The sequence below is a fragment of the Stenotrophomonas muris genome, assembly GCF_052751275.1.
Genome location: NZ_CP199879.1, coordinates 3,763,613 through 3,784,529, shown reverse-complemented (window position 1 = coordinate 3,784,529; position 20,917 = coordinate 3,763,613). Strand labels below are relative to the sequence as shown.

Below are 20,917 nucleotides of genomic sequence, written 5' to 3'. Positions count from 1 at the left end.
GATAGGTAGCGCCGGCGGCGTCATCAAAGGGCAAATGCGACATCGGGGCGATGGGGTCAGAGCCCGTTCCCGGTGGGAACGGGATCCGACCCCGATTCAGAACAACTGGCCCTGCACCGTGGGCTGTTCGAGGCGCGCCGGTGCTTCGGCCACCGCTTCCGCACCCAGCCGCCAGGCCAGGCCACCCAACCGGCTGGCGTGGCGTTTCAATGCGGCCTGCAGCACCTCTGCGCTGCCCGCCACATGCAGCACCTGGCGGGCGCGGGTCAGGCCGGTGTAGACCAGTTCGCGCGACAGCACACGGCTGTCCTGGCGTGGCAGCTGCAACCACACTTCATCGAACTCCGAGCCCTGTGCCTTGTGCACGGTCATCGCAAAGGCGCTTTCGTGCGCGGGCAGTGCCGCCGGGTGGAAGGCGCGCGGCTGCTCGACGGTGTCGCCGGGGAACCAGGCCACCATCGCGCCACTGCCATCGCGCAGGCAGATGCCGATATCGCCGTTGAACAGGCGGTGCCGGTAGCTGTTCTCGGTGACCAGCAGCAGGCGGCCCTGGAAGTAGCCCGGGGTGTTGCCGGCCAGGAGTTGCTCGATACGGCTGTTGAGGCCACGCGCGCCCTGCGGGCCTTCGCGCAGCGCGGTCAGCACGCGCAGTCGCCCGGCCTGCTGCAGGGCAAGCACCGGATCGGCGGCGTCGGCCAACGCACGCCAATGGCCCAGCAGGTGCTCGCGCTGGCCGCGCAGCGGGTCTGCCTCACCTTCATTGAAATGCACGCCTGCCAGTTCACCGCCGCGCAGCAGCTGCAAAGCGGCGACGGCGTCACCCTCGCGCACGGCATCCGCCAACGGGGCCAGCACCAGTGCATCGCTCTGCCGGTACCCTCGTTGCAGCTGCACGCGGCGGCCGGCGAAGGTGTTCGGTTCGGCCTGGGGCTGCAGCGTGGACGGCGCCAGCAATCCACGCAGCGCCTGCGCGTCATCGGCGCGGGTGCCGATGCCATCACCGCTGGCACGCAGGATCGCACTGAGTACGTCGCCGGCCTCCACCGACGGCAGCTGGTCGGGATCGCCGAGCAGGATCAGCCGCGTGCCGCTGGCGATCGCATCGACCAGCTTGGCCATCATCGGCAGATCGATCATCGAGGCTTCGTCGACCACCACCACGTCCACCGGCAGCGGATTGTCGGCGTGGTGGCGGAAGCGCGGCGAATCCGGGATCACGCCGAGCAGGCGATGCAGGGTGGTGCCGGAACTGGGCAGTGCCGCGCACAGCGCCGGGTCCACGCCGTGCTCCTGCAGGCGCTGCACGGCCAGCCGCAGGCTCTCGGCCATGCGTTCGGCGGCGCGCCCGGTGGGCGCGGCCAGCGCCACCTCGGGCAGCGGCTGGCCAGCGTGCCGGGCCTGTGCGGCCAGCAGCAGCAACAGCCGCGCGATGGTGGTGGTCTTGCCGGTGCCGGGACCGCCGGTGACCAGCGCCAGCGGATGGCGCAGGGTCACGCCGGCGGCGCGTGCCTGGTGATCCTCGCTGCCCAGTGCCTGCGGGAACAGCTGCGCGAACAACGGTGCCAGCGCGGCCATGTCCGGTGCCGGCAGCGGATGCCGGCCGATGCGCTGCAGCCCGGCCGCCAACTGCCGCTCGTACTCGCGATAGCGGCGCAGGTAGAGCAGGCCGTTCTCCAGCACCAGCGGCGCATCCTCGGCGATGGCATCGGCCTGCTCCGGCGTCGCTACCCAGGGCGATGCGCGCAGCTGCGCCAGCCAGTCCTGCGCGGCAGGCCACTCGGGCACGCCGTCCAGCAACCGCTGCGGCTGTGCCGGATCAAACCCGGCGTGGCCCTGCGACACCGCCAGCGAGGCGAGCGCGGCCGCCAGCGCCACACTGTCCGGCGTGTCGCCGCGCAACCGCTGCAGGCTGGTCGCCAACGCGTGATCGAGGGTGCGCAGCAGGCCCTTCTGGTGCAGTTCCTTCAGCAGGCTCATGCGCTGGCCCCACGGGCACGTGCGGCCAGTTCGGCCTGGGCCTGTTCGCCACCTGCGAACAGTGCGTCGAGTGCATCCACCAGCGCGAACGGGAAGCGGTCCACATGCACGCCGTTGCCGGCAGCATCCAGGCCGCGGCAGAACAGGTAGCGGATGCCCCCCATGTCGCGCTCGTAATCGTAGGCCGCGCCCAGACGGAAGCGCAGCCAGCGATGCAGGGCCACGGTATAGATCAGCGCCTGCAGGTCGTACTCGCTGTGGCGCATGGCAATGGCCAGCAGGTCCGGACTGTAGCCGGGCAGCCGGTTGGATTTGTAGTCGAGCACGTACCAGCGCCCGTCGCGCACGTAGGTCAGGTCGATCATGCCGGTCATCAGCCCTTCCAGGCGGCGGCGCTGGCCGAAGCCGCGACGCGCACTGGAAACCCCATGTGCATGCAGCAGCTGCAACAGCGCCGGTACCGTGGTCGGTTCGATGGCGAAATGGAAGTCGATTTCCGCGCGCCGCTCGCCTTCGCCCAGGCTGTGCAGCGCACCGCCCTCGGGCAGTGGCACGGTGAGCGTGTGGCCGACCAACGGCACCAGCACCGCCACGCCATCGTCCAGGTCGACGTCGGCATAGCCTTCATCGTGCAGCGCCTTGCGCAGCACCTCGGCCTGGCCCTCGGGCGCTTCCAGGCCCGGCTGCCAGCCCCCCCACGCAGCGAAGTCGACGTTCTCCATCGCCTCGTGCAGCACGTTGCCGAAGCGGCTGCCCATGAAGCGCGGGTCGACCGGCGGGCTGTCTTCGACGGCGGCGGGTTCCGGCAGCGCGGGCTCCAGCGGCAGTTCCGGGCCCGCGGGTTCGTCGGCGGCGGGCGCCGGCAGCTCGGTGGCGGCGGCTTCAATATCACTGCCAGCGCCCGCGTCGGCATGCGCCAGCTGGGTGAAGCTGTATACCCACCAGTCGTGCGGCACGCGCCGGGTCAGTGCACGCACTGCCGGAAGATCCCCTTCCACTTCGGCCGCCAGCTGCGGCAGCGCGGCCACTGTCTCACTGTCATCGATGTGCACGTCGGCGTGCGCGCGCAGCGCCTGCAGGTCGCCCAGCAGCGGCGCCAGGCGCGTCTTGCCAAGCCCGGCCAGATCACCCACGGCGATCCACAGCGCATGCTCGGCGCGGGTCAGTCCCACATACAGCAGGCGCGCATCCTCGGCCCGCTGCTCACGCTCGCGCTGTGTGCTGGCCGCTTCCCAGGCCTCGTCCCTGTCCAGCTTCCAGTGCAGCTGGCGCTGGCCATCGACGTGCACGGTGCAGTGCGAGGCGGTGTTCGGTGCGCCGCCGTCGATGCCGACGAAGGGCAGGAACACCAGCGGATACTCCAGGCCCTTGCTCTTGTGCAGGGTGATGATCTGCACGCGGCGCGCATCCGATTCCAGGCGCAGCAACTGCTGCTCGTCATCCTGGTCGGCGCTGGCCATCTGCCCCTGCAGCCAGTCCAGCAGGCCATGCATGCCCAGCGCCTGCGCCGAGGCTTCCTGCAGCAGTTCGCCCAGCTGCAGGTAGTTGGTCAGGCGGCGCTCGCCGTCGATCAGCGCCAGCAGGCGTTCGCCGTGCGCGGCACAGACATCGGCGATCACCGCGAACGGACCACCGCGCTGCCAGCGCTCGCGCCAGTGCAGCAGCTGCGCCTGGAACCCGCGCTGCAGGTCGCCCTCGCGCTCCATCGCCGCGATCGCACTGGCCCGCTGGCCCAGCAACACCGTGGCCAGCGCTGCACGCAGGCGGCCTTCGTCTGCCGGTTGCAGCAGCGCCAGCAGCAGCGCGCGCAGATCACGTGCCTCACTGGTGGCGAACAGGCTCTGCTTGCCCGCCGCCACTGCGGGTATGCCCACCGCAGCCAGCGCGCGCTGCACCAGCGTCGCCTCGCGATGCGAGCGCACCAGCACCGCGATATCACCAGGCTGCACCGGGCGCCCACGCAACACCGCTTTGCCCGCACGCGCCTCGACCAGGGCCTGGTGGATCGCAGCCACGCAGGCCTGGGTCGCTGCCTCACGCGAGGCATCGGCACTCATCGCCTTGTCACCCCCGCTGCGCAGCACGCGCAGGGTGAGTGCCTTGGCGGCGTGGCCGTCGTGCAGATAGTCCTCATCGGTGCGCACGCCACCGGGACGCACCGGCTCGAACTGGATGTCACGCTCGAGGAAGGCGTCCTCACCCCCGTTGTCGTACAGCGCCTGCAACGCGCGCAGCACTGACGGTCGCGAGCGGAAGTTCTGGTCCAGCACCGGCGCCTGCTGCGCCACCTGCTTGGCTTTCAGGTAGGTGTGGATGTCGCCGCCGCGGAACCCGTAGATCGCCTGCTTGGGATCGCCGATCAGGAACAGCGCCGGTGCCAGGCCGAGTTCGCGCACCTCCGGCGAATTGCCGAACACGGTGTGGAAGATGTTCCACTGGCGATCATCGGTGTCCTGGAACTCATCGACCAGCGCGATGCGGTACTGCGCGCGCAGCTGCCTTACCAGCGGCAGCCGCTGCGGGCCTTCCAGGGCCAGTGCCACGCCATCGATCAGATCGTCATAGGTCTGCACCCGGCGCGTGCGCTTCAGCGCCTGCAGGCGCTGCATGGCTTCGGCGCGAAGCGCGTGCAGGAAATTCAGCGCGGTACCACGCAGCCAGGCATCGCGTTCGGCCAGCAGCGCGACATAGCGCGCCAATGGCACCTGCACTGGCGACGACGGCGTGCGGTCGGGGAACTTCTTGTTGGTCTTGTCGGCCAGCACCTCCGGCAGCAGTGCCGGCAGGCGCTCGCTGGCCAGCAGCTCGCGCGGGTCGCCGCGCTCGGCCCAGGCCAGCAGCTGCCGGCCCAGCGAGTGCAGCCAACCCAGCTTGTAGGACACCCCGTTGATCCACTTGTTGTCGACGGCATCGCAGAGGTCGATGAAGAACTGCTCGCCATGCCCGCGCAGCGCCTGCTGCAGTTCGGTGGCGGCGGCCTGCAAAGCCGGCTGTGGATCGGCCAGCGCCACCGGCCGCGGCAACGGGTGCAGAGGCGGCGCAGCCAGCAACGCGCGCAGATCGGTGGCCAGCGCGTCCGGGTTGGACCACAGCCAGGTCAGCGGCTCCAGCGCGGCCGCGTCGTTGGCGTGCACCCGCCACAGATCGGCCGCCAGTTCCTCCAACAGCTCACGGTCGCTGGCCAGTAGTTCCGGCGGATCGAAGGTATGGCCGCTCTCCAGCGCATGCTCGCGCAGCACGCGGGTGCAGAAGCCGTGGATGGTGAAGATCGACGCCAGGTCGATCTCATCGGCGGCCACCTGCAGGCGGCGCTTCAGTGCGGCGGCGCTCTCGGTGCCCCCCTGCAGATGGCGCTGCAGCACCTGGCGGGTCAGCCTCGTGTCCGGTGCTTCGCCCTCGGCCGGTTCCAGATCGACCAGGCGCGCGGCCAGCGACAGGCGCTCGCGGATGCGCTTGCGCAGTTCCTGGGTGGCGGCATCGGTGAAGGTCACCGCCAGGATCTGGCCGATGCGCAGGCCCTGCTCCACCACCAGGCGGGTGAACAGCGTGGCCAGGGTGAAGGTCTTGCCGGTACCGGCGCTGGCCTCGATCAGGCGGATACCATCCAGCGGCAGGGCCAGATAGGGATCGCCCGCCATGCGCTGGGAGTCCTCATCGACGATGGCGGTGCTCATGTGCTGCCCTCCTGGCGTGCATCGGCGCCAAGGGTGCGGCCTTCGCGCACCGCGCTGAAGACCACCTGGCTGTTGCGCAGCAGATCGGCATAGCCGGCGTCGGTGGCAAATGGATCGGCACCGCGCAGCAGCAGCTGCCAGGCGTCGCTGCTGGATTCACCCCAACTGCGGTCGCTGCCGTGCCACTGCTTCCAGCCTTCGCTGCGCTGCTTTTCGGCCGGCGCGTTGTACAGCACCCAGCCGGTGTAGGGGGCAAAGCGCAGCGGTTCACGCAGTCCGCGTTGGCGCAACTGCAGCAATGCGCGCAATGCCGCGCGTGCAGCAGGAGCGCTCAGTGCCGGCAGTACATGCGGGCCGGGACCGGCGTCGCCGCCATCATGGAACTGCACCAGCGGCAGGGCATCGCCGGCAGCGTTGGCCAGCAGCCAATCCAGGCCCTGGCGGATCACCGCAGTGCCATTGAGGGTGCCAGCGCGCAGGCGCACCAGCCCGTCGGGGTGTCGATCGGCCACACGGCCATGCAGGCGCACGCCATCGATCTCCACTTCATAGCGGCGGCTTTCCAGCGGCTCGCCCCGCATCCAGCCCAGCAATGCACTGGCATACGGGCGGGTCTTCAACTGCTCCACCTCGAACTGGCGCTCGCCCAGGGGGCCCGACGGCAGCAGGCCACGCGCGCGCAGCCGCGGATACAACGGCTCGGTATCGCCACTGAGCGTGGCGCGTACCACCGCCGCCTGCACGCTGCGCTTTTCCGGCCCGCGCGAGGACAGCACCAGCGGTTCCAGGTCATCGACCTCCTCGACATCGTCGGCCAGGCGCAGGCCCAGCGACTGCGCCAGGAACTGCCCGGCCGGATCGCACAGGAAGCGGCGCAGGGTATCGAGTGCAACGTCGTCTTCCACCGCATCGTCGAGCGGCGGCAACGCGGCATCGAACCACGGCTGCAGGCCTCCGCGCGCGCCGGTGAGGCGACCGGCGGCCGGATGCCATTGGCGGCGATAGCTGAAGCGGCGTGGATCACCGTCACCGAACGCCGCCGGAGAGAACGGCTGCAGTGCGTGGCGCACGGTGAAGTCGCGGACCGCCGCAGGCGGATCGAGGTGATACGCAGCGGCGGCATCGATCAGTTCACTGACCAGCACCGACGGCTCACGCGCGCTGCCATCGCGCGGATCGGCACCGAGGTAGCTCAGGTAGAACACCTCCTGCGCGGCGGCGAACAGCTGCAGGAACAGGAAGCGGTCGTCTTCGCGGGTGGAGCGGTCGCCGGGCCGGCGGCGCGGCGTGTCCAGCTCGGCAGTGAGCTGGTTGAGACCGGCAGCCGGGTCACGGCGCGGGAAATCGCCATCATTGAGACCGAGCACGCAGATCACCCGGAACGGCAGCAGGCGCATCGGCACCATGCGGCCAAAGCTGATGCCACCGGTCAGCAGCGGCGCGCGCGTATCGGCCTCGCCCAGTGCTCCGGCGAAGTGCGCGCGCACGACCTCCGGCGGCACCCCGTCCGTGAAGCCGGCCTTGGCGGCATCATCGGCGAACTGGTTGAGCAGCTTGCGCAGGCGCTCCAGGGCACGCTGGCTGTTGGGCGAACTGGGCGCAGTCGGCAGCAGCGCGTCCAGCAGCGACAGCAGGCGTTGCCGCCACTGCGCCGGCGTCAGCAGTTCGCCGAGGCGGCGCTGGTAGACCGCCAACACGCGCAACAGGCGCAGCAGCCGGTCCAGGGCGTCCAATGCGCCGCCCTCCAGCTCGATCCACGGGGCAACACCGGCCAGGTCGGCCTCGCTGCCGGTGGCATGACCGAGCACCAGGCGATCCAGCGCGAACTGCCAGGTGTAGGCGTCGTCGGCCGGGGCCTGGTGCTGGTTGCGGTGCTTCGCATCCAGGCCCCAGCGTGCGCCAGCCTGCTGCAGCCAGCCATGCAGGCGATCAAAGTCCACCGCCTCCAGGCCGGCCGCTTCGGCCAGCGGCGCGCTGGCCAGCAGGTCCAGCACTTCGTTCAGGCCGAAACGCGAGACCGGCAGGCCCAGCAGGTGCACGAACACGTCGGCCAGTGGCTCGCCGGCGAGCGGACTGCTGTCGGCCAGCGCATAGGGAATGTGCTCGTCCTCGCCCCCACGGCCGCCGAACACGGCTTCCAGATACGGCACATAGGGGTCGATGTCCGGTGCAAGCACGGCGATCTCCCGCGCCTGCAGCGGCGGGTCGAAGCGCGGGTCCTGCAGCAGGCTGCGCAGTTGGTCGTGCAGCACCTGCAGTTCGCGCAGGCGGGTATGGCAGGCATGCACCTGCAGGCTGGGATCGTCGCTGCGCAGCCCGTCGCGCAGCTCGCCCGAGGGCAGCGCACGGCGGTGGAACAGATCGCGCTGCAGGCGATGCAGCAGGCTGTCGGACAGTCCACCTTCGGCCAGCGTCGGCCGGGTGTCGTCCTCCGGATCCGAATACGCGGCAATCTCGCCGGCCGGGTGCACCACCTCGTAGCTGCCCAGCACCGCCATGAAATCGCGCCCGGCCGCGCCCCAGGCTTCCAGCAGGCGGTTCTCACCGGCCGCTTCACCGAAGGGATCGGGCGCGCCGCTGCGCAGGCGCTCGGCCAGCGTCTGCAGGTCACCCCAGTACGACTGCACCGGCGTGGGCATATAGAAGTGCAGCTCGCCCACCCGCGCCTGGGTGGCCATCACCCGCAGCACATCGGGCGAGATGTTGAGCGTCGCGAACGCGGACATGCGTGGTGGCAGGCCCTGCGGCAACGGCTGGCCGGCGCCCTCGAAGCGGTCCAGGTAAGCCTGGATGCGGCGCGCGCGGTAGTCGTGGCCAGCGGCGATGCTGCGCCAGAGGATGGCCTGCGGGTCGGCCGGGTCGGCGCCGGCCTCCCAGCGCAGCAGCCAGTCGCGGCGCCAGGCCTGGTACTTCTCGAACACCGACGCCAGTTCACCGGCCAACGCCCACGGCTTCAATGCATCGCTACCGGCAAGATAGGACTGCAGCGCGCGCATCGGTGGCTGCGCCAGCAACGCCGGGTCGCGCAGTGCCTGGTACACCTTCCAGTGCAGGCCGGCCGCGTCCAGGTCGTCGCGTTCGCCGGGCACATTGGCGTTGAGTGCACGGGCAACGAACTCGCCCGGGGTCAGGAACTCAAGATTGGCGGCCACGCCATATTCGGCAGCGAGTGTTGCTTGCAGCCAACGCCGCATCGCCACCTGCGGAATCAGCACCACCTCCGGCGCCAGCAGCGGCTGACCCGCAACCGGCGCACGCACGTTGCGCGCCAGCAGCGCGGCCAGCACGTCCAGGGAGTTGGAATGGTAGAGGCGGAAATCGCTGCCCGGGTCACTCATCATGCACAGTGTGCAGCACGGCAGGCAGTATTCAATGGCCGGCCCATCGCCGGTACGGATTGTTCCGGGCTGCCGGCCGATTATCCCGGCCTGGCAGGGATCTTGCCGTGCCACAATACTGGACCGTCCAGTCTGCTTATGTTCAGCCGACGGGCCCGATCCTTCGATGTCTAAAAAACGTTAATGGTGCCCATGTCGGCTTCCACCTCCAGTCTGGTGCAGTTATCCAACGTCCGCATCGACCGGAGCGGGCGCACGATCCTGCGCGACGTGTCGCTGCAGGTGACCAAGGGCAGCATCACGGCCGTGCTGGGTCCGTCCGGCAGCGGCAAGTCGACCCTGCTGGCGGCACTGACCGGCGAACTAAGCCCGGTGGCTGGCGAGGTCACCCTGTTCGGCAAGCCGATTCCGCAGGACAGCGGCGCGCTGCTGGAAATGCGCAAGAGTGTGGGGGTACTGCTGCAGGGCAACGGCCTGCTGACCGACCTCACTGTGGCCGAAAACGTCGCGCTGCCGCTGCGCACGCATACCCGCCTGCCGACCGCCGTGCTGCGCCGCCTTGTGGAAATGAAGCTGCATGCGGTGGGCCTGCTGGCCGCTGCCGATGCCTGGCCGCGCGAGCTGTCCGGTGGCATGGCGCGCCGCGTCGCGCTGGCCCGCGCGCTGGCGCTGGACCCGCCGCTGATGATCTACGACGAGCCACTGACCGGGCTGGACCCGATCGCCTCTGGCGTGATCATGAGCCTGATCCAGCGCCTCAACCACAGCCTGGGCCTGACCAGCATCATCGTCAGCCACCACGTGCACGAGACCCTGCCGATCTGCGACCAGGTGATCGCCATCGCCAATGGCGGCATCGTGTTCCAGGGCACGCCCGAGGCGCTGCAGTCCAGCCAGGACCCGTTGCTGCGGCAGTTCCTGCACGGCCAGCCTGATGGCCCCATCCCGTTCGATGCCGCACCGCGCGCGAGGGTCGCCTGATGCCGTTCGTCCAAGCCACCCGCTCGCTCGGCCGCGCCGGCCTGTTCTCGCTGACCGTGCTGCGTGGTTCGCTGCCGACCCGTGATTTCCTGGCCGAACTGACCCGCGAGATCTACAAGATCGGCGCGCGCTCGCTGCCGATCATCGCCGTCGGTGGCGCCTTCGTCGGCCTGGTGCTGACGCTGCAGGGCTACCGCACGCTGACCACCTTCGGTGCGGCCGACGCGCTGTCGACCCTGCTCGGCCTGTCGCTGTACCGCGAACTGGCACCGGTGCTGACCGCGCTGCTGTTCATCGGCCGCGCCGGCAGCTCGATCGCCGCCGAACTGGGCCTGATGCGCGCCACCGACCAGATCAAGGCACTGGAGCTGATGGCGATCGACCCGGTGGCCAAGGCCGTGGCGCCGCGCTTCTGGGCGGCGGTGCTGACCGTACCCCTGCTGACCGGCATCTTCTGTTCGCTGGCGATCAGTGCCAGCTACTTCGAAGCGGTACACGTGCTGGGCCTGGACAATGGCGTGTTCTGGTCGGCGCTGCGCAACAGCGTCGATTTCTGGGATGACTTCGGCGTGGCGATGCTGAAGTCGGCGATCTTCGGCGGCACCGCCGCGCTGGTCGCCGCCTACGTTGGTTTCCACGCCGAGCCGACCATCGAGGGCACCTCGGTGGCGACCACCCGTGCGGTGGTCAACGCCTCGCTGCTGGTACTGATGTTCAACTTCGTGCTGTCGGCAATGTTGTTCACCTAACCCCTCCACCGGCGGTGCGCAGGCGCGCGCGGCCACCACGACTCGATCAGGTAATCCACATGGCCATCCGCGGTCCCAGACTCGAATTCTCCGTCGGCGCCTTCCTGCTGCTGGCCCTGGCCTCGCTGATGGTGCTGGCCGTGGCCTCGACCAACCAGCGCTGGAGCTGGGGCAGCCAGGGCTACGAGCTGAAGGCGCGTTTCTCCCAGGTCGGCCAGCTGCGCAAGCAGGCGCCGGTGAAGATCGGCGGCGTCACCGTCGGCCAGGTCGCCTCGATCGACCTGGATCCGGTGAAGTTCGAATCCATCGTGACCCTGCGCATGGACAGCAAGGTCAAGGACCTGCCGGCGGACACCTCGGCCGGCATCTTCACCAGTGGTTTGCTCGGCGAGAGCTATATCGGTCTGCAGCCGGGCGGTGACCCGGACGTGCTCAAGGCCGGTGACGAGATCGTCTTCACCCAGCCGGCGGTGGACCTGATCCAGCTGGTCGGCAAGTACATGTTCAGTGGCGGCGCCGGTGGTGGCGCAGGCCAGAAGCCCAACGATGGCGCGCAGGCGCCTGCAACGGAACCGCAACCATGAAGATGAAACTGATCCCGGCCCTGCTCGCCTCGGCGCTGCTGGCGGCTACTCCATTCCTCGCCCAGGCCCAGGCCACCGCTCCCGCCCCCGCCGCTGCCGCGGCGCAGGGCCAGGCCGGCAAGGTGGTGATCGATGCCAGCACGCGCATCCTCACCACCCTGCAGCAGCGCCGCAGCGAGTTCAGCAGCAACCCGGCCAGCCTGCGCAGCTACATCGACAGCGAACTGAACCGCACCTTCGATCGCGACTATGCCGCGCGCCTGGTGCTGGGCCCGCACGCCCGCGGCGCCTCGGATGCCGACATCAAGCTGTTCGCCGATGCCATGGCCGACAGCCTGATGCAGCGCTACGGTTCGACCCTGCTCAACATCCAGGGCAAGCCGAGCTTCCGCCTGAAGGGTGAAAGCCCGCTGCCGGGCAACCGTGGCGTGCGCGTGAGCACCGAACTGGTGCGCGCCGGCAACGAACCGACCCCGGTCGAATACTGGATGCGCAACGTGAACGGTCAGTGGAAGATCTTCGACGTCAACATCGAAGGCATCTCCTACGTGCAGACCTTCCGCAACCAGTTCGATACCCCGCTGCGCCAGAAGGGCATCAAGCAGGTGGCCAGCGAGCTGCACAGCGGCAGCATGCAGGCCGGGCCCGCGGGCAATGGCAAGTAACGCACTTGCGCTGCTGGAAGGCGACACCCTGCGCCTGCGCGGGGTGCTTGACCGTGCCGCGGTGATCGCACTGTGGCCGCAGCTGCAGGCCCTGCCGGCCAAGCTGGCGCGGCTGGAGCTGGGTGAGGTCGAGCGCGTGGACAGCGCCGGCCTGGCGCTGCTGGCCGAGCTGGCGGCCCGTGCACGCAAGGCGGGCCATGCGCTGGCCATTTCCGGCGCGCCCGCCGGCTTCAACGAGCTGAGCGCAGCCTACCGGCTGTCGCCCGACCTGGATTTCAACGCTACTTCTGCTGCGAGCTGACATGAACGTCGTACGCACTTTCCCCCTGATCCTCCTGGCCACCGCCCTGACCGCCTGTGCCGGCAAGCCCGCGCGCAGCGATGCACCGGTCGCCAGCACCGTGGTTGCGCCCGGCCCTGCTGCTCCGGCCGCAACGGCCGATACCGGCGGGGTCGACGCTGCTCCGGTCGCCTCCGTGGCCAACCCTGCCGCGCCCACCGCTTCAGCGCCGACGGCTGCGCCGCAGGGCGCAGAGGCCAGCCCACCGAAGGCCGCAGCGTCCACCGCCGCCGCTGGCGACGATGATTTCGACGCCCTCTATGGTGGTACCGGCAACACCGGCAACGCGGCGGCCTACGATCCGTGGGAACCGTTCAACCGCAAGGTGCACACCTTCAACAATGCGGTCGACCGCGGCGTGGCGCGCCCGCTGGCCACCGCCTATACCCATGTGGTGCCGCGCTTCGCGCGCACCGGCGTCAGCAACTTCTTCAGCAACCTGCGTGCGCCGGTGACCATCACCAACCAGTTGCTGCAGGGCCGTGGTGCCGATGCGTGGGACAGCCTCGGCCGCTTCCTGATGAACAGCACGCTGGGCATCGGTGGCCTGTTCGATCCAGCCAGCAAGGCGATGGTGCCGCGTCGCAATGAAGACTTCGGCCAGACCCTGGGTGCCTGGGGCTGGCGTCGTTCGCGCTACGTGGAACTGCCGTTCTTCGGCCCGCGTACCGTACGCGACGTGTTCGGCCTGGCCGGTGACATCCCGTTGTCGCCGATCCGGCGCGTCGAGGAAGACAAGATCCGCATCGGCCTGCAGGGCCTGCAGCTGGTCGACACCCGCGCACAGCTGCTGGCGATCGACGATCTGCGCGACACCGCAGTGGACGAATACGCCCTGGTCCGCGATGCCTGGATGCAGCGCCGCAACTACCAGATCGAGAACGATCTGCGCAGCAAGCGCGACCGCGGCCATGACGATGCCAATTCGCCGATCCCGGTCGATGCGATGCCGATGCCGCAGTGGACCCACTGAGGCCGCGCGACGGTGCATGAAAAACCCCGCCTCGGCGGGGTTTTTCTTTTCCGGTGGGTGCCAACCCTGGTTGGCACGCCGTGCTCAGGCCGCCAGCGCGGCCTCGATGGCCTCGCGCAGGCGCGCGTCATCGGCGGCCACGTCCGGGGCAAAGCGTGCGACGACCTTGCCATCACGGCCGACCAGGAACTTCTCGAAGTTCCACAGCACCGCCGGTGCCGGATGGATCGGGATCTCCTTGCTGGCCAGGCGCTCACGCAGCGGGCCTTCGCCGATCGACTGCGGCTGCGCGGCGGTCAGCTGCTGGTACAGCGGGTGGGTGTCCTCGCCAGCCACGCTGATCTTGGAGAACATCGGGAAACTGACATCGTAGGTGAGCTGGCAGAACTGCTGGATCTCGGCCTCGCTGCCCGGCTCCTGGCCAAGGAAGTTGTTGGCGGGGAAGCCCAGCACTTCCAGGCCCTGCGCGTGCTTTTCCGCATACAGCGCCTGCAGGCCTTCGTACTGCGGGGTCAGGCCGCACTTGGAGGCGACGTTGACCAGCAGCAGCACCTTGCCCTGGTAGTCGGCAAGCGAGGACGGCTGGCCGTCGATGGTGGTGAGGGGAATGTCCTGGATCGGGGTGCTCACGCGGGGGCTCCGGCTACGGCGGGGAATGGCCCACCAGCATAGCGCCGCGCGCGCTGTTGTAGAGCCGAGCCCATGCTCGGCTGATGGTATGGCAGCCGAGCGTGGGCTCGGCTCTACAGGCAGGATTCAGTCCACGCAGATCGTGCCCTGCGCCTTGCCATCATCGATGCGCTGGCGGCACCCGAAGTTCTGGCGCACATCACGCTGGCAGGTACCGGTGGCGGCACTGCCGGCGGCCACCTCGGCTCCGGCCAGGCACTGGCCCGTGCAGTCGCTCTTGCGGCTGCAGGCCTTGCCGGCGTCGGCATAGGGAATCACGCACTGCTCGCGCTGCAGGCGGCCGAGCCGCTGCAGCGTGCCGCCAGCGGCTTGGCAGTCGACGTCACGTGCTTCGCGGTAGGCCTCGCTGGCTTCCGGCGCAGGAGCGGCCGTAGTCGTGTCGGCGACCGGGGGCGTGCTGCTGCACGCAGTCAGCAACGCAGCCAGGACAAGAACGGCACAGGAGCGCAAGCGCATGTCGATACCCGCCACGGACTCAGGGTGCCCAGCATAGCCAGGCGCAGGTGCACGGGACGTGTCAACCCGCATTGCCGTCCTCGTCGTCCTCCGGCGCGCCCAGCTGCTGCATCGGGTCCGGGGTCAGCTCCGGGGGCAGCGCGCGCTTGGCCTTGCTGCCCAGTTCGGCAAGCCGACGGGCGCGGCTGATGGCCGACTGCGGCGAATCGATCAGGCGATTGCGCGCATCGGCGTAGGCCTTGCCGGCATCGTCCAGCTTCTTGCCCATGGCGGTGAAGTCCTGCAGGAACCCGGTCAGGGCGTCCAGCACCAGACCGCCGGCCTCGCTGATCTTCAGCGCCTGCTTCTGCACCTTGTCGCGCGTCCACAGGCGCTCGGCCACGCGCAGCAGCGCCATCAGGGTGTTGGGCGAGGCGAACACCACGCGGTTGTCGAAGGCGAACGCCTGCAGGCTGCCATCGGCGCCCAGTGCGGCTGACAAGGCACCCTCGATGGGAACGAAGGCGATGGTGATGTCCAGCGTCTCGCTGCCCAACGCCTTCGGATAATTCTTCTCGCCCAGGTCCTTAACGTGCTGGCGCAGCGCAACCGCGTGCCTGCGCAACGCGTCTTCCGACTGCTCCGGGGTAGTGGCATTCATGGCTTCCTGCCAGGCGATCAGGTTCACCTTGCTGTCGATCACCACGCTGCGTTCGTCGGGGAACTGCACCACCACGTCCGGTCGCAGGCGCGCACCTTCGTCATCCACGGCATGCTTCTGCCGCTGGTAGTGCACGCCCTCTTCCAGCCCCGATCCGCGCAGTACGTTGTCGAGCATCAGCTCGCCCCAGTCGCCGCGGACCTTGGCATTGCCCTTCAGCGCATTCGTCAGCGCCGATGCCTGCGCCGCCATGTCCTGGTTGAGCGTCTTCAGTTCGCCCACCGCACCCAGCAGGCTGGCGCGTTGCCGCGCTTCCTCGCCATACAGCGTATCGACGCGGGTGCGGAAATCGCCCAGCTTGTCGGCGAACGGCTTGAGCAGCCCCTCGATGTCCGCGCGTGACTGCACTGTCGCCTGCCGCACGTTCTTCTCGAACTGCTGTCCGCGTTCGTCGAACACCTTGCCCGCCAGTTCGGCGAAGGCGCCCGACAGCTTTTCCTTGGCGGTATCAAGATAGCTGCGCAGTTCGGCACTGGCCCGTTCGGAGTGCTGCAGATTGGCCACCGCGCGGGCATGTTCACCGTGCAACTGCTGATAGCGCTGCTGCGCCTGCTGCAGCTCGCTGCTGGTCTCCGCAACGGCAGCGCGCGCCTGCGCCAGGGCCGCTTCACGTTCGGCCAGCTGTGCTTCGCGACTGGCCGACAGCGCTGCTTCGCGCTCCACCCGGGCGGTCAGCGTAGTGACGGCCTGTGCGTGCTGCTGGCTGCGGCTCCGTTCGTTCTCCAGTTCAGCGCTCAGCGCATCGAGGCGGCCGCGCAGCTGGCCGGCATCGACCAGGGCGAGGCGATGCTGTTCGCGTTCGCTGTCCAGCAGCCGCTGCAGTTCGTCGGAGGGTGCACCGCCAGCACTGCGACGCCACAGCAGCACCAGCGCGACCAGGGTCGCCAGCAGCAGGACCACTGCCAGGATCATGAGGACTTCGATATTCATGCGATCAGTTTAGCCCCGCTGCGCTAGGCTGGGTCGGTCTGCCCCGGAAGCCCCCATGCTCGCTCTGTACGGAAAGCCCACCTCCATCAACGTGCGCAAGGTGCTGTGGCTGTGCGTCGGGCTCGACCTGCCACTTCACCACGAGCCAGCGCCGCCGGCGGACCTGCTGGCCACACTGAACCCGAACCGGCAGGTGCCGGTGCTGCGCGATGGCGGCTTCGTGCTGTGGGAATCCAACAGCATCTGCCGCTACCTGGCCGTACGCGCTGGCCGTGATGACCTGCTGCCCCGCGCGGCACAGGATCGTGCGCGGGTCGAACAATGGATGGACTGGCAGGCCAGCGACCTCAACAGTGCCTGGCGGCACGTGTTCATGGCGCGCGTGCGCCAGCACCCGGATTACCCGGATGACGCCCGCGCCGCAGCCAGCCTGGCGCAGTGGAACCGGCTGATGGCTGTCCTTGATGCACAGCTGGCCACTACCGACGGCTACGTGGCGGGCAACACCTTCACTCTGGCCGACATCGTGCTTGGGCTGTCGACCCAACGCTGGCGCAGCACGCCCGGCAACAAGCCCGTGCTGCCACACCTCGCGGCGTGGTTCGAGCGCCTGCGCCAGCAGCCCGGTTTCGCCGAACACGTCGACAACGGCGTGGCCTGAGGCAGGGGTCGGATCCCTTTCCCGGGGCAAAGGGATCTGACCCCAAGGGTGCGGGAACGATCCGGCCTTACCAGCCTTCCAGCACGATCTTGCCCTTGGCGCGGTGGCTCTCCAGCAGCGCGTGGGCGCGCCGCAGGTTGGCCGCGTCGATGCGCCCGAAGTGCTCGCCCAGCGTGGTCTGCAGCACGCCCGTGTCGATCAGCTCGGCCACACGGTTCAGCAGGTCGTGCTGGCGCTGCATGTCGGCGGTGCGGTACAGCGGCCGGGTGAACATCGACTCCCAGTGCAGTGACAACGCCTTGCGCTTGAGCGCCATCACGTCCACCTGGCCAGGATCATCGATCAGCCCCAGCTGGCCCTGCGGCGCCAGCAGTTCCACGATCTGCGCGTAGTACTGGTCGGAGTGGGTCAGGCTGGCCACATGCTGCACTTCGCTGATGCCGAGCCGCGCCAGTCCCTCGGCCAGCGGCAGGCGGTGGTCGATCACGTGGTGCGCGCCCATTGCGTATGCCCAGTCCTGGGTATCCGGACGCGAGGCGGTGCCGATCACGGTCAGCCTGGTCAGCTTCCGCGCCAGCTGCACCAGGATCGAACCGACACCACCGGCAGCACCGATCACCAGCAGGGTCTGGCCCTCGCCACCACCCTCGGGGATGCGCAGGCGGTCGAACAGCAGCTCCCAGGCGGTGATTGCAGTCAATGGCAGCGCCGCGGCGGCGGCATCATCGAGGCTGGCCGGCTTGCGCCCGACGCTGCGCTCGTCCACCAGCTGGTACTCGGCATTGCTGCCCGGGCGGTCGATGACGCCGGCGTAGTAGACCGCGTCGCCGGGCTGGAACAGGGTCACCTCGCTGCCCACCGCGTCGACGATGCCGACCGCGTCCCAGCCCAGTACGCGCGGGCCATCGGTGGCCACGCCGCGGCGGACCTTGGTGTCGACCGGGTTCACCGCCACCGCGCGTACCGCCACGCGCAGGTCGCGGGGGCCGGGCTGCGGCAGCTCCAGTTCGATGTCGATCAGGGCCCGGGCATCATCGATCGGCAGGCCGGCGTGGGTATAGGCAATGGCGCGCATGGCAGCGGTCCAGTGGGGAAGGAGGCGACAGGTTGCGCCGCGCGCGCTCCCTCGGAAAGGCGCAGAATCGGGCAGCACTTTCACTCTGGCGATGAAGATGATCCGCTTCGACGATCTGCAGCTGTTCGTCCGCACTGCCGCGCTGGGCAGCTTCTCGCAGGCCGCCCGCGAGGCCGACCTGCTGCCCGGGCAGGTCGCTGCGGCGGTGGCACGGTTGGAGCGCGAGCTGGACCTGCGCCTGTTCGTGCGCACGACCCGCAGCCTGCGCCTGACCGGCGAGGGCGCGCTCTACCTGCCGTATGCGCAGGAGGTGCTGGCCACCCTGCGCGAAGGCCAGGCCCGCGTGCAGGGCGAGGACACCGAGCTGCACGGCATCCTGCAGCTGTCGGCGCCGTCGGACTTCGGCCGCAACCTGCTGCTGCCCTGGCTGAGCGCGTTCCGCGCCGCGCACCCGCGGCTGCGCCTGCACCTGCGCCTGTCCGACGAGGTCGCCGACGTGTTCCGCGAACCGGTCGACGTGGCCATCCGCATCGGCCACTTCGATGACGCCAACTACGTAGCCCTGCCCCTGCTGGAAGGCAACCGGCGCGTGCTGGCCGCCTCACCCGGCTACCTGCAGCGGCGTGGCCCGCCCACGCGCCTGGAGGATCTGCGCGAGCACGACTGCCTGGTCTATCAACTCAATGGCCGCGCCTACGATCGCTGGTCGTTCGAGGTGGACGGGCGCCGCAGCGTGGTTCCGGTACGCGGCCCGCTGGTCTGCGACGACGCCGACGTGGTGCGGCGCTGGGCCGTGGCCGGCGAAGGCATCACCTACAAGTCCTGGCTGGACCTGCGCGAGGATGTGCAGGCCGGGCGCCTGCAGGTGCTGCTGGACGGCGTTGGCAGCAGCATCCCGCTGCAGCTGGTGTGCCCGCATCGCAAGCAGTTCTCACCCGCCGTGCGGCAGCTGCACGCGCAGCTGCGCCAGCACCTGCAACCGCTGCTGTCCGGGATGCCGGTTGGCCCCACCGGCCCCCTGTCGCCCGCCGCAGCGCTGGCCGACAATGGCGGCCCCCCGTAACAGAAGAGCACCGCCATGCCGTGGATGGGCATCCAGGACCTGTGGACGTTTCTGGTCGCCGTGCTGGTGTTTCTCGCCCTGCCCGGTCCCGGTACCTTCACGCTGCTGACTGCCACCGGCCGTGGCGGCGTGCGCGGCGGCTACACCGCACTGGCCGGCCTGCTGGTCGGCGACCAGATCCTGATGTGGCTGGCGCTGGCCGGCGTGGCGGCGCTGCTCAAGGCCAATCCTCTGGTATTCCACGCCGTGCAGTACCTCGGCGCGGCCTACCTGGTGTGGGTCGGCATCAGCCTGCTGCGCACGCCCAAGCACGAGGGCGGCGACGCCGGCCCGATCCGCATGCAACCCGGCCGCTACTTCCAGCAGGCGATCCTGGTCAGCCTGCTCAACCCGAAGGCGATCCTGTTCTACATGGCCTTCCTGCCGTTGTTCATCGATCCGAAGGCGCACCAGGGCATCGCCACCTTCGCCGCGCTGGCCGGCATCATCCTGGTGGTCAGTATCGCCTACTGCTCGATGCTGATCGGCGTGGGCAACCTGGCCCGCCGCCGGTTGATCCAGCACCCGCGGATCAGCGATGCGCTGCGTCGCGTGGCCGGCCTGTTCCTGGTGGGGTTCGGCATCCGCCTGGGGCTGAACGGATGAACGGGCGGCTGCCACTGCTCGGCATGACCCTGCTGCTGGCCGGTGCCGCCTCTGCCGGCACCGTGCAGGACCATCGCTGCCTGACGGGCGGTCGCAACGACAACATCCACCTGGAATGGCGCTGGCTGGAAGACGGCCGGGCCGACGTGCGTTACGCCGGCCAGCGCGAGCGCCTGCCCCTGCACCGGATCTCGATGGAGACCACGGTGCTGGCCGAAGATCGCCCGTACCAGTTCGACAGCGTGTGGGAAGAGCGCATCGACGGGCGCCTCAACGGCCGCTACCTGCTGAGCACGCAGGGCGCGCTGGTACTGGATCTGAGCTACGAACGCGCCCGTGATGGCCGTCGCACCACCTTCCACGATGACAGCCAGGCGTGGCAGGAGGATGGCTGCCATTGGCCGGGAGGCGTAGCGGCGCGCGTGGTCATTGAAGCATGCCAACCAAGGTTGGCATCTACCGGTCGTGCATCTCCGCGCGCAGGTGGTCGATGAACACCCGCAGCTTGGGCGCCATCTGCTCACGCGCGGGGTAGTACAGGTGGAAGCCGGGGAATGGCGGCTGCCAGTCCTGCAGCACGCTCTGCAGTCGCCCAGCGTTGATGTCGTCGGCCATCAACGAGGCGAAGCCTTGGGCCATTCCCAGACCCGCCAGCACGGCACCATGGGCGACGCCGGCATCGTTGAACACCAGCCGCCCGCTCACTTGCACGTCCAGGTCGTGGCCGTCGCGGCTGAACTCCCAGGGCATCAGCCGGCCGTTGGCCAGCCGGTGCACGATGCAGGCGTGGCCCTGCAGGTCATGCGGGGTCTGCGGCACGCCATGGCGTTCGAAATAGGCCGGCGTGGCTACCACCACCTGCCGCTCGGGTGGCCCGACCGGCACCGCGATCATGCCCTGTGCGAGTGATTCGCCCAGGCGGATGCCGGCGTCGAAGCCCTCGGCCACCAGATCGGTCAGCGCGGGGTCGACGCACAGTTCCACCTGCACCTGCGGGTAACGCGCAAGGAAGTCGGGCAGCCGCGGCAGCACCATGCGATCGGCGACGATGCGCGGCAGGGTCACGCGCAGCCGCCCGGCAGGCACCGAGCGCGCGCTGTCCAGTTCGGCAAATGCCTGGTCGATCTGGTCCAGGCCGCCGCGCACGCGCTGCAGGAAACGCGCGCCGTGCTCGGTCAGGTTGACCCGCCGCGTGGTCCGCTGCAGCAGCCGCACGCCCATCCGCGCTTCCAGCGCGCGCACGCTTTGCGACAGCGCCGAGGTCGACACACCCAGGGCATCGGCGGCGCGGGTAAAGCTGGCGTGCTCGGCCACGTGGACGAAAGCGACCACAGCAGTGAGCGGGACGGAGGCATCCATTGTGAAGGCAGCCTTCAAGGTAAGTCCGGTGACACGCAGTTTATCCACATGATGGCG

17 protein-coding genes and 1 pseudogene are annotated in these 20,917 nt (G+C 69.2%); 10 read left to right on the top strand and 8 right to left on the bottom strand.

Translation table 11 applies throughout. From position 1 onward, the window contains the following. Positions 1–96 precede the first annotated feature (96 nt). From recD to recC, 3 genes are read right to left on the bottom strand one after another with little or no spacing between them, the layout of a single operon-like run. Positions 97–1,977: an exodeoxyribonuclease V subunit alpha gene (gene recD, locus ACUVWL_RS17585; protein WP_445978611.1), complete on the bottom strand. Its 1,881-nt coding sequence runs from the start codon at positions 1,975–1,977 to the stop codon at positions 97–99. Next, on the bottom strand, positions 1,974–5,651 hold the full coding sequence (recB, locus tag ACUVWL_RS17580; RefSeq protein ID WP_445978610.1) for an exodeoxyribonuclease V subunit beta: 3,678 nt from the start codon (positions 5,649–5,651) through the stop codon (positions 1,974–1,976). Before recB ends, recD begins: the two co-directional genes overlap by 4 nt. Beyond that, complete coding sequence (gene recC, locus ACUVWL_RS17575; RefSeq protein WP_041863987.1) at positions 5,648–8,992, bottom strand: exodeoxyribonuclease V subunit gamma; 3,345 nt, start codon at positions 8,990–8,992, stop codon at positions 5,648–5,650. The genes recB and recC overlap by 4 nt, the downstream gene beginning before the upstream one ends. 189 nt (positions 8,993–9,181) lie before the next feature. Here recC and ACUVWL_RS17570 point away from each other — a divergent pair, with 189 nt between their 5' ends. Genes ACUVWL_RS17570 through ACUVWL_RS17545 form a run of 6 tightly spaced genes read left to right on the top strand, consistent with a single transcriptional unit; the run spans position 9,182 to position 13,281 of the window. Next, positions 9,182–9,970, top strand: a complete 789-nt coding sequence (locus ACUVWL_RS17570) for an ABC transporter ATP-binding protein (protein ID WP_445978609.1) — start codon at positions 9,182–9,184, stop codon at positions 9,968–9,970. After that, the gene (locus tag ACUVWL_RS17565; RefSeq protein ID WP_005414955.1) at positions 9,970–10,719 is read left to right on the top strand and encodes an MlaE family lipid ABC transporter permease subunit; all 750 of its coding nucleotides are present in this window, start codon (positions 9,970–9,972) and stop codon (positions 10,717–10,719) included. Before ACUVWL_RS17570 ends, ACUVWL_RS17565 begins: the two co-directional genes overlap by 1 nt. 59 nt (positions 10,720–10,778) lie before the next feature. Beyond that, positions 10,779–11,303 carry an outer membrane lipid asymmetry maintenance protein MlaD gene (gene mlaD, locus ACUVWL_RS17560; protein ID WP_014039020.1) on the top strand — a complete coding sequence of 175 codons (525 nt, stop codon included), beginning with the start codon at positions 10,779–10,781 and terminating at the stop codon, positions 11,301–11,303. Further along, positions 11,300–11,968, top strand: coding sequence for an MlaC/ttg2D family ABC transporter substrate-binding protein (locus ACUVWL_RS17555; RefSeq protein ID WP_014648935.1), 669 nt, complete (start codon positions 11,300–11,302; stop codon positions 11,966–11,968). The genes mlaD and ACUVWL_RS17555 overlap by 4 nt, the downstream gene beginning before the upstream one ends. Further along, positions 11,958–12,269, top strand: coding sequence for an STAS domain-containing protein (locus ACUVWL_RS17550; protein WP_014648936.1), 312 nt, complete (start codon positions 11,958–11,960; stop codon positions 12,267–12,269). The genes ACUVWL_RS17555 and ACUVWL_RS17550 overlap by 11 nt, the downstream gene beginning before the upstream one ends. 1 nt (position 12,270) lies before the next feature. Continuing rightward, positions 12,271–13,281: an MlaA family lipoprotein gene (locus ACUVWL_RS17545; RefSeq protein WP_100450830.1), complete on the top strand. Its 1,011-nt coding sequence runs from the start codon at positions 12,271–12,273 to the stop codon at positions 13,279–13,281. Between the two features lie 84 nt (positions 13,282–13,365). Here ACUVWL_RS17545 and ACUVWL_RS17540 read toward each other — a convergent pair whose 3' ends face one another. The 3 genes from ACUVWL_RS17540 to rmuC all read right to left on the bottom strand — a co-directional run bounded on the left by ACUVWL_RS17540 (position 13,366) and on the right by rmuC (position 16,057). Then, a complete protein-coding gene (locus ACUVWL_RS17540) occupies positions 13,366–13,911 on the bottom strand; it encodes a glutathione peroxidase (protein ID WP_014648938.1) in 546 nt (181 codons plus the stop codon). 126 nt (positions 13,912–14,037) lie between these two features. Next, positions 14,038–14,427 carry a hypothetical protein gene (locus ACUVWL_RS17535; RefSeq protein WP_049442548.1) on the bottom strand — a complete coding sequence of 130 codons (390 nt, stop codon included), beginning with the start codon at positions 14,425–14,427 and terminating at the stop codon, positions 14,038–14,040. Between the two features lie 61 nt (positions 14,428–14,488). After that, on the bottom strand, positions 14,489–16,057 hold the full coding sequence (rmuC, locus tag ACUVWL_RS17530) for a DNA recombination protein RmuC (RefSeq protein WP_014648940.1): 1,569 nt from the start codon (positions 16,055–16,057) through the stop codon (positions 14,489–14,491). A gap of 55 nt (positions 16,058–16,112) precedes the next feature. Here rmuC and ACUVWL_RS17525 point away from each other — a divergent pair, with 55 nt between their 5' ends. Continuing rightward, positions 16,113–16,718, top strand: a complete 606-nt coding sequence (locus ACUVWL_RS17525; protein WP_445978608.1) for a glutathione S-transferase family protein — start codon at positions 16,113–16,115, stop codon at positions 16,716–16,718. Between the two features lie 67 nt (positions 16,719–16,785). Here ACUVWL_RS17525 and ACUVWL_RS17520 read toward each other — a convergent pair whose 3' ends face one another. Next, positions 16,786–17,793 carry a zinc-binding alcohol dehydrogenase family protein gene (locus ACUVWL_RS17520; protein ID WP_014648942.1) on the bottom strand — a complete coding sequence of 336 codons (1,008 nt, stop codon included), beginning with the start codon at positions 17,791–17,793 and terminating at the stop codon, positions 16,786–16,788. A 91-nt stretch (positions 17,794–17,884) separates the two neighbouring features. On the opposite strand from ACUVWL_RS17520, the gene ACUVWL_RS17515 reads away from it, so the two are divergent. The 3 genes and pseudogenes from ACUVWL_RS17515 to ACUVWL_RS17505 form a co-directional block, all read left to right on the top strand. Continuing rightward, positions 17,885–18,856, top strand: a complete 972-nt coding sequence (locus tag ACUVWL_RS17515) for a LysR family transcriptional regulator (protein ID WP_069118216.1) — start codon at positions 17,885–17,887, stop codon at positions 18,854–18,856. A 15-nt stretch (positions 18,857–18,871) separates the two neighbouring features. After that, the gene (leuE, locus tag ACUVWL_RS17510; protein ID WP_005411716.1) at positions 18,872–19,501 is read left to right on the top strand and encodes a leucine efflux protein LeuE; all 630 of its coding nucleotides are present in this window, start codon (positions 18,872–18,874) and stop codon (positions 19,499–19,501) included. Beyond that, positions 19,498–19,917: pseudogene (locus ACUVWL_RS17505) on the top strand (hypothetical protein); the annotation flags it as partial. The gene leuE and the pseudogene ACUVWL_RS17505, both read left to right, overlap by 4 nt. Before the next feature lie 40 nt (positions 19,918–19,957). Here ACUVWL_RS17505 and ACUVWL_RS17500 read toward each other — a convergent pair. After that, on the bottom strand, positions 19,958–20,860 hold the full coding sequence (locus ACUVWL_RS17500; protein ID WP_032958441.1) for a LysR family transcriptional regulator: 903 nt from the start codon (positions 20,858–20,860) through the stop codon (positions 19,958–19,960). Positions 20,861–20,917: the final 57 nt, after the last annotated feature.

Bases quoted from the DNA above. Each gene is read 5' to 3' on its own strand.
- recD (WP_445978611.1), bottom strand. From the start codon at position 1,977: ATGAGCCTGCTGAAGGAACTGCACCAGAAGGGCCTGCTGCGCACCCTC.
- recB (WP_445978610.1), bottom strand. From the start codon at position 5,651: ATGAGCACCGCCATCGTCGATGAGGACTCCCAGCGCATGGCGGGCGAT.
- recC (WP_041863987.1), bottom strand. From the start codon at position 8,992: ATGATGAGTGACCCGGGCAGCGATTTCCGCCTCTACCATTCCAACTCC.
- ACUVWL_RS17570 (WP_445978609.1), top strand. From the start codon at position 9,182: ATGTCGGCTTCCACCTCCAGTCTGGTGCAGTTATCCAACGTCCGCATC.
- ACUVWL_RS17565 (WP_005414955.1), top strand. From the start codon at position 9,970: ATGCCGTTCGTCCAAGCCACCCGCTCGCTCGGCCGCGCCGGCCTGTTC.
- mlaD (WP_014039020.1), top strand. From the start codon at position 10,779: ATGGCCATCCGCGGTCCCAGACTCGAATTCTCCGTCGGCGCCTTCCTG.
- ACUVWL_RS17555 (WP_014648935.1), top strand. From the start codon at position 11,300: ATGAAGATGAAACTGATCCCGGCCCTGCTCGCCTCGGCGCTGCTGGCG.
- ACUVWL_RS17550 (WP_014648936.1), top strand. From the start codon at position 11,958: ATGGCAAGTAACGCACTTGCGCTGCTGGAAGGCGACACCCTGCGCCTG.
- ACUVWL_RS17545 (WP_100450830.1), top strand. From the start codon at position 12,271: ATGAACGTCGTACGCACTTTCCCCCTGATCCTCCTGGCCACCGCCCTG.
- ACUVWL_RS17535 (WP_049442548.1), bottom strand. From the start codon at position 14,427: ATGCGCTTGCGCTCCTGTGCCGTTCTTGTCCTGGCTGCGTTGCTGACT.
- rmuC (WP_014648940.1), bottom strand. From the start codon at position 16,057: ATGAATATCGAAGTCCTCATGATCCTGGCAGTGGTCCTGCTGCTGGCG.
- ACUVWL_RS17525 (WP_445978608.1), top strand. From the start codon at position 16,113: ATGCTCGCTCTGTACGGAAAGCCCACCTCCATCAACGTGCGCAAGGTG.
- ACUVWL_RS17520 (WP_014648942.1), bottom strand. From the start codon at position 17,793: ATGCGCGCCATTGCCTATACCCACGCCGGCCTGCCGATCGATGATGCC.
- ACUVWL_RS17515 (WP_069118216.1), top strand. From the start codon at position 17,885: ATGAAGATGATCCGCTTCGACGATCTGCAGCTGTTCGTCCGCACTGCC.
- leuE (WP_005411716.1), top strand. From the start codon at position 18,872: ATGCCGTGGATGGGCATCCAGGACCTGTGGACGTTTCTGGTCGCCGTG.
- ACUVWL_RS17500 (WP_032958441.1), bottom strand. From the start codon at position 20,860: ATGGATGCCTCCGTCCCGCTCACTGCTGTGGTCGCTTTCGTCCACGTG.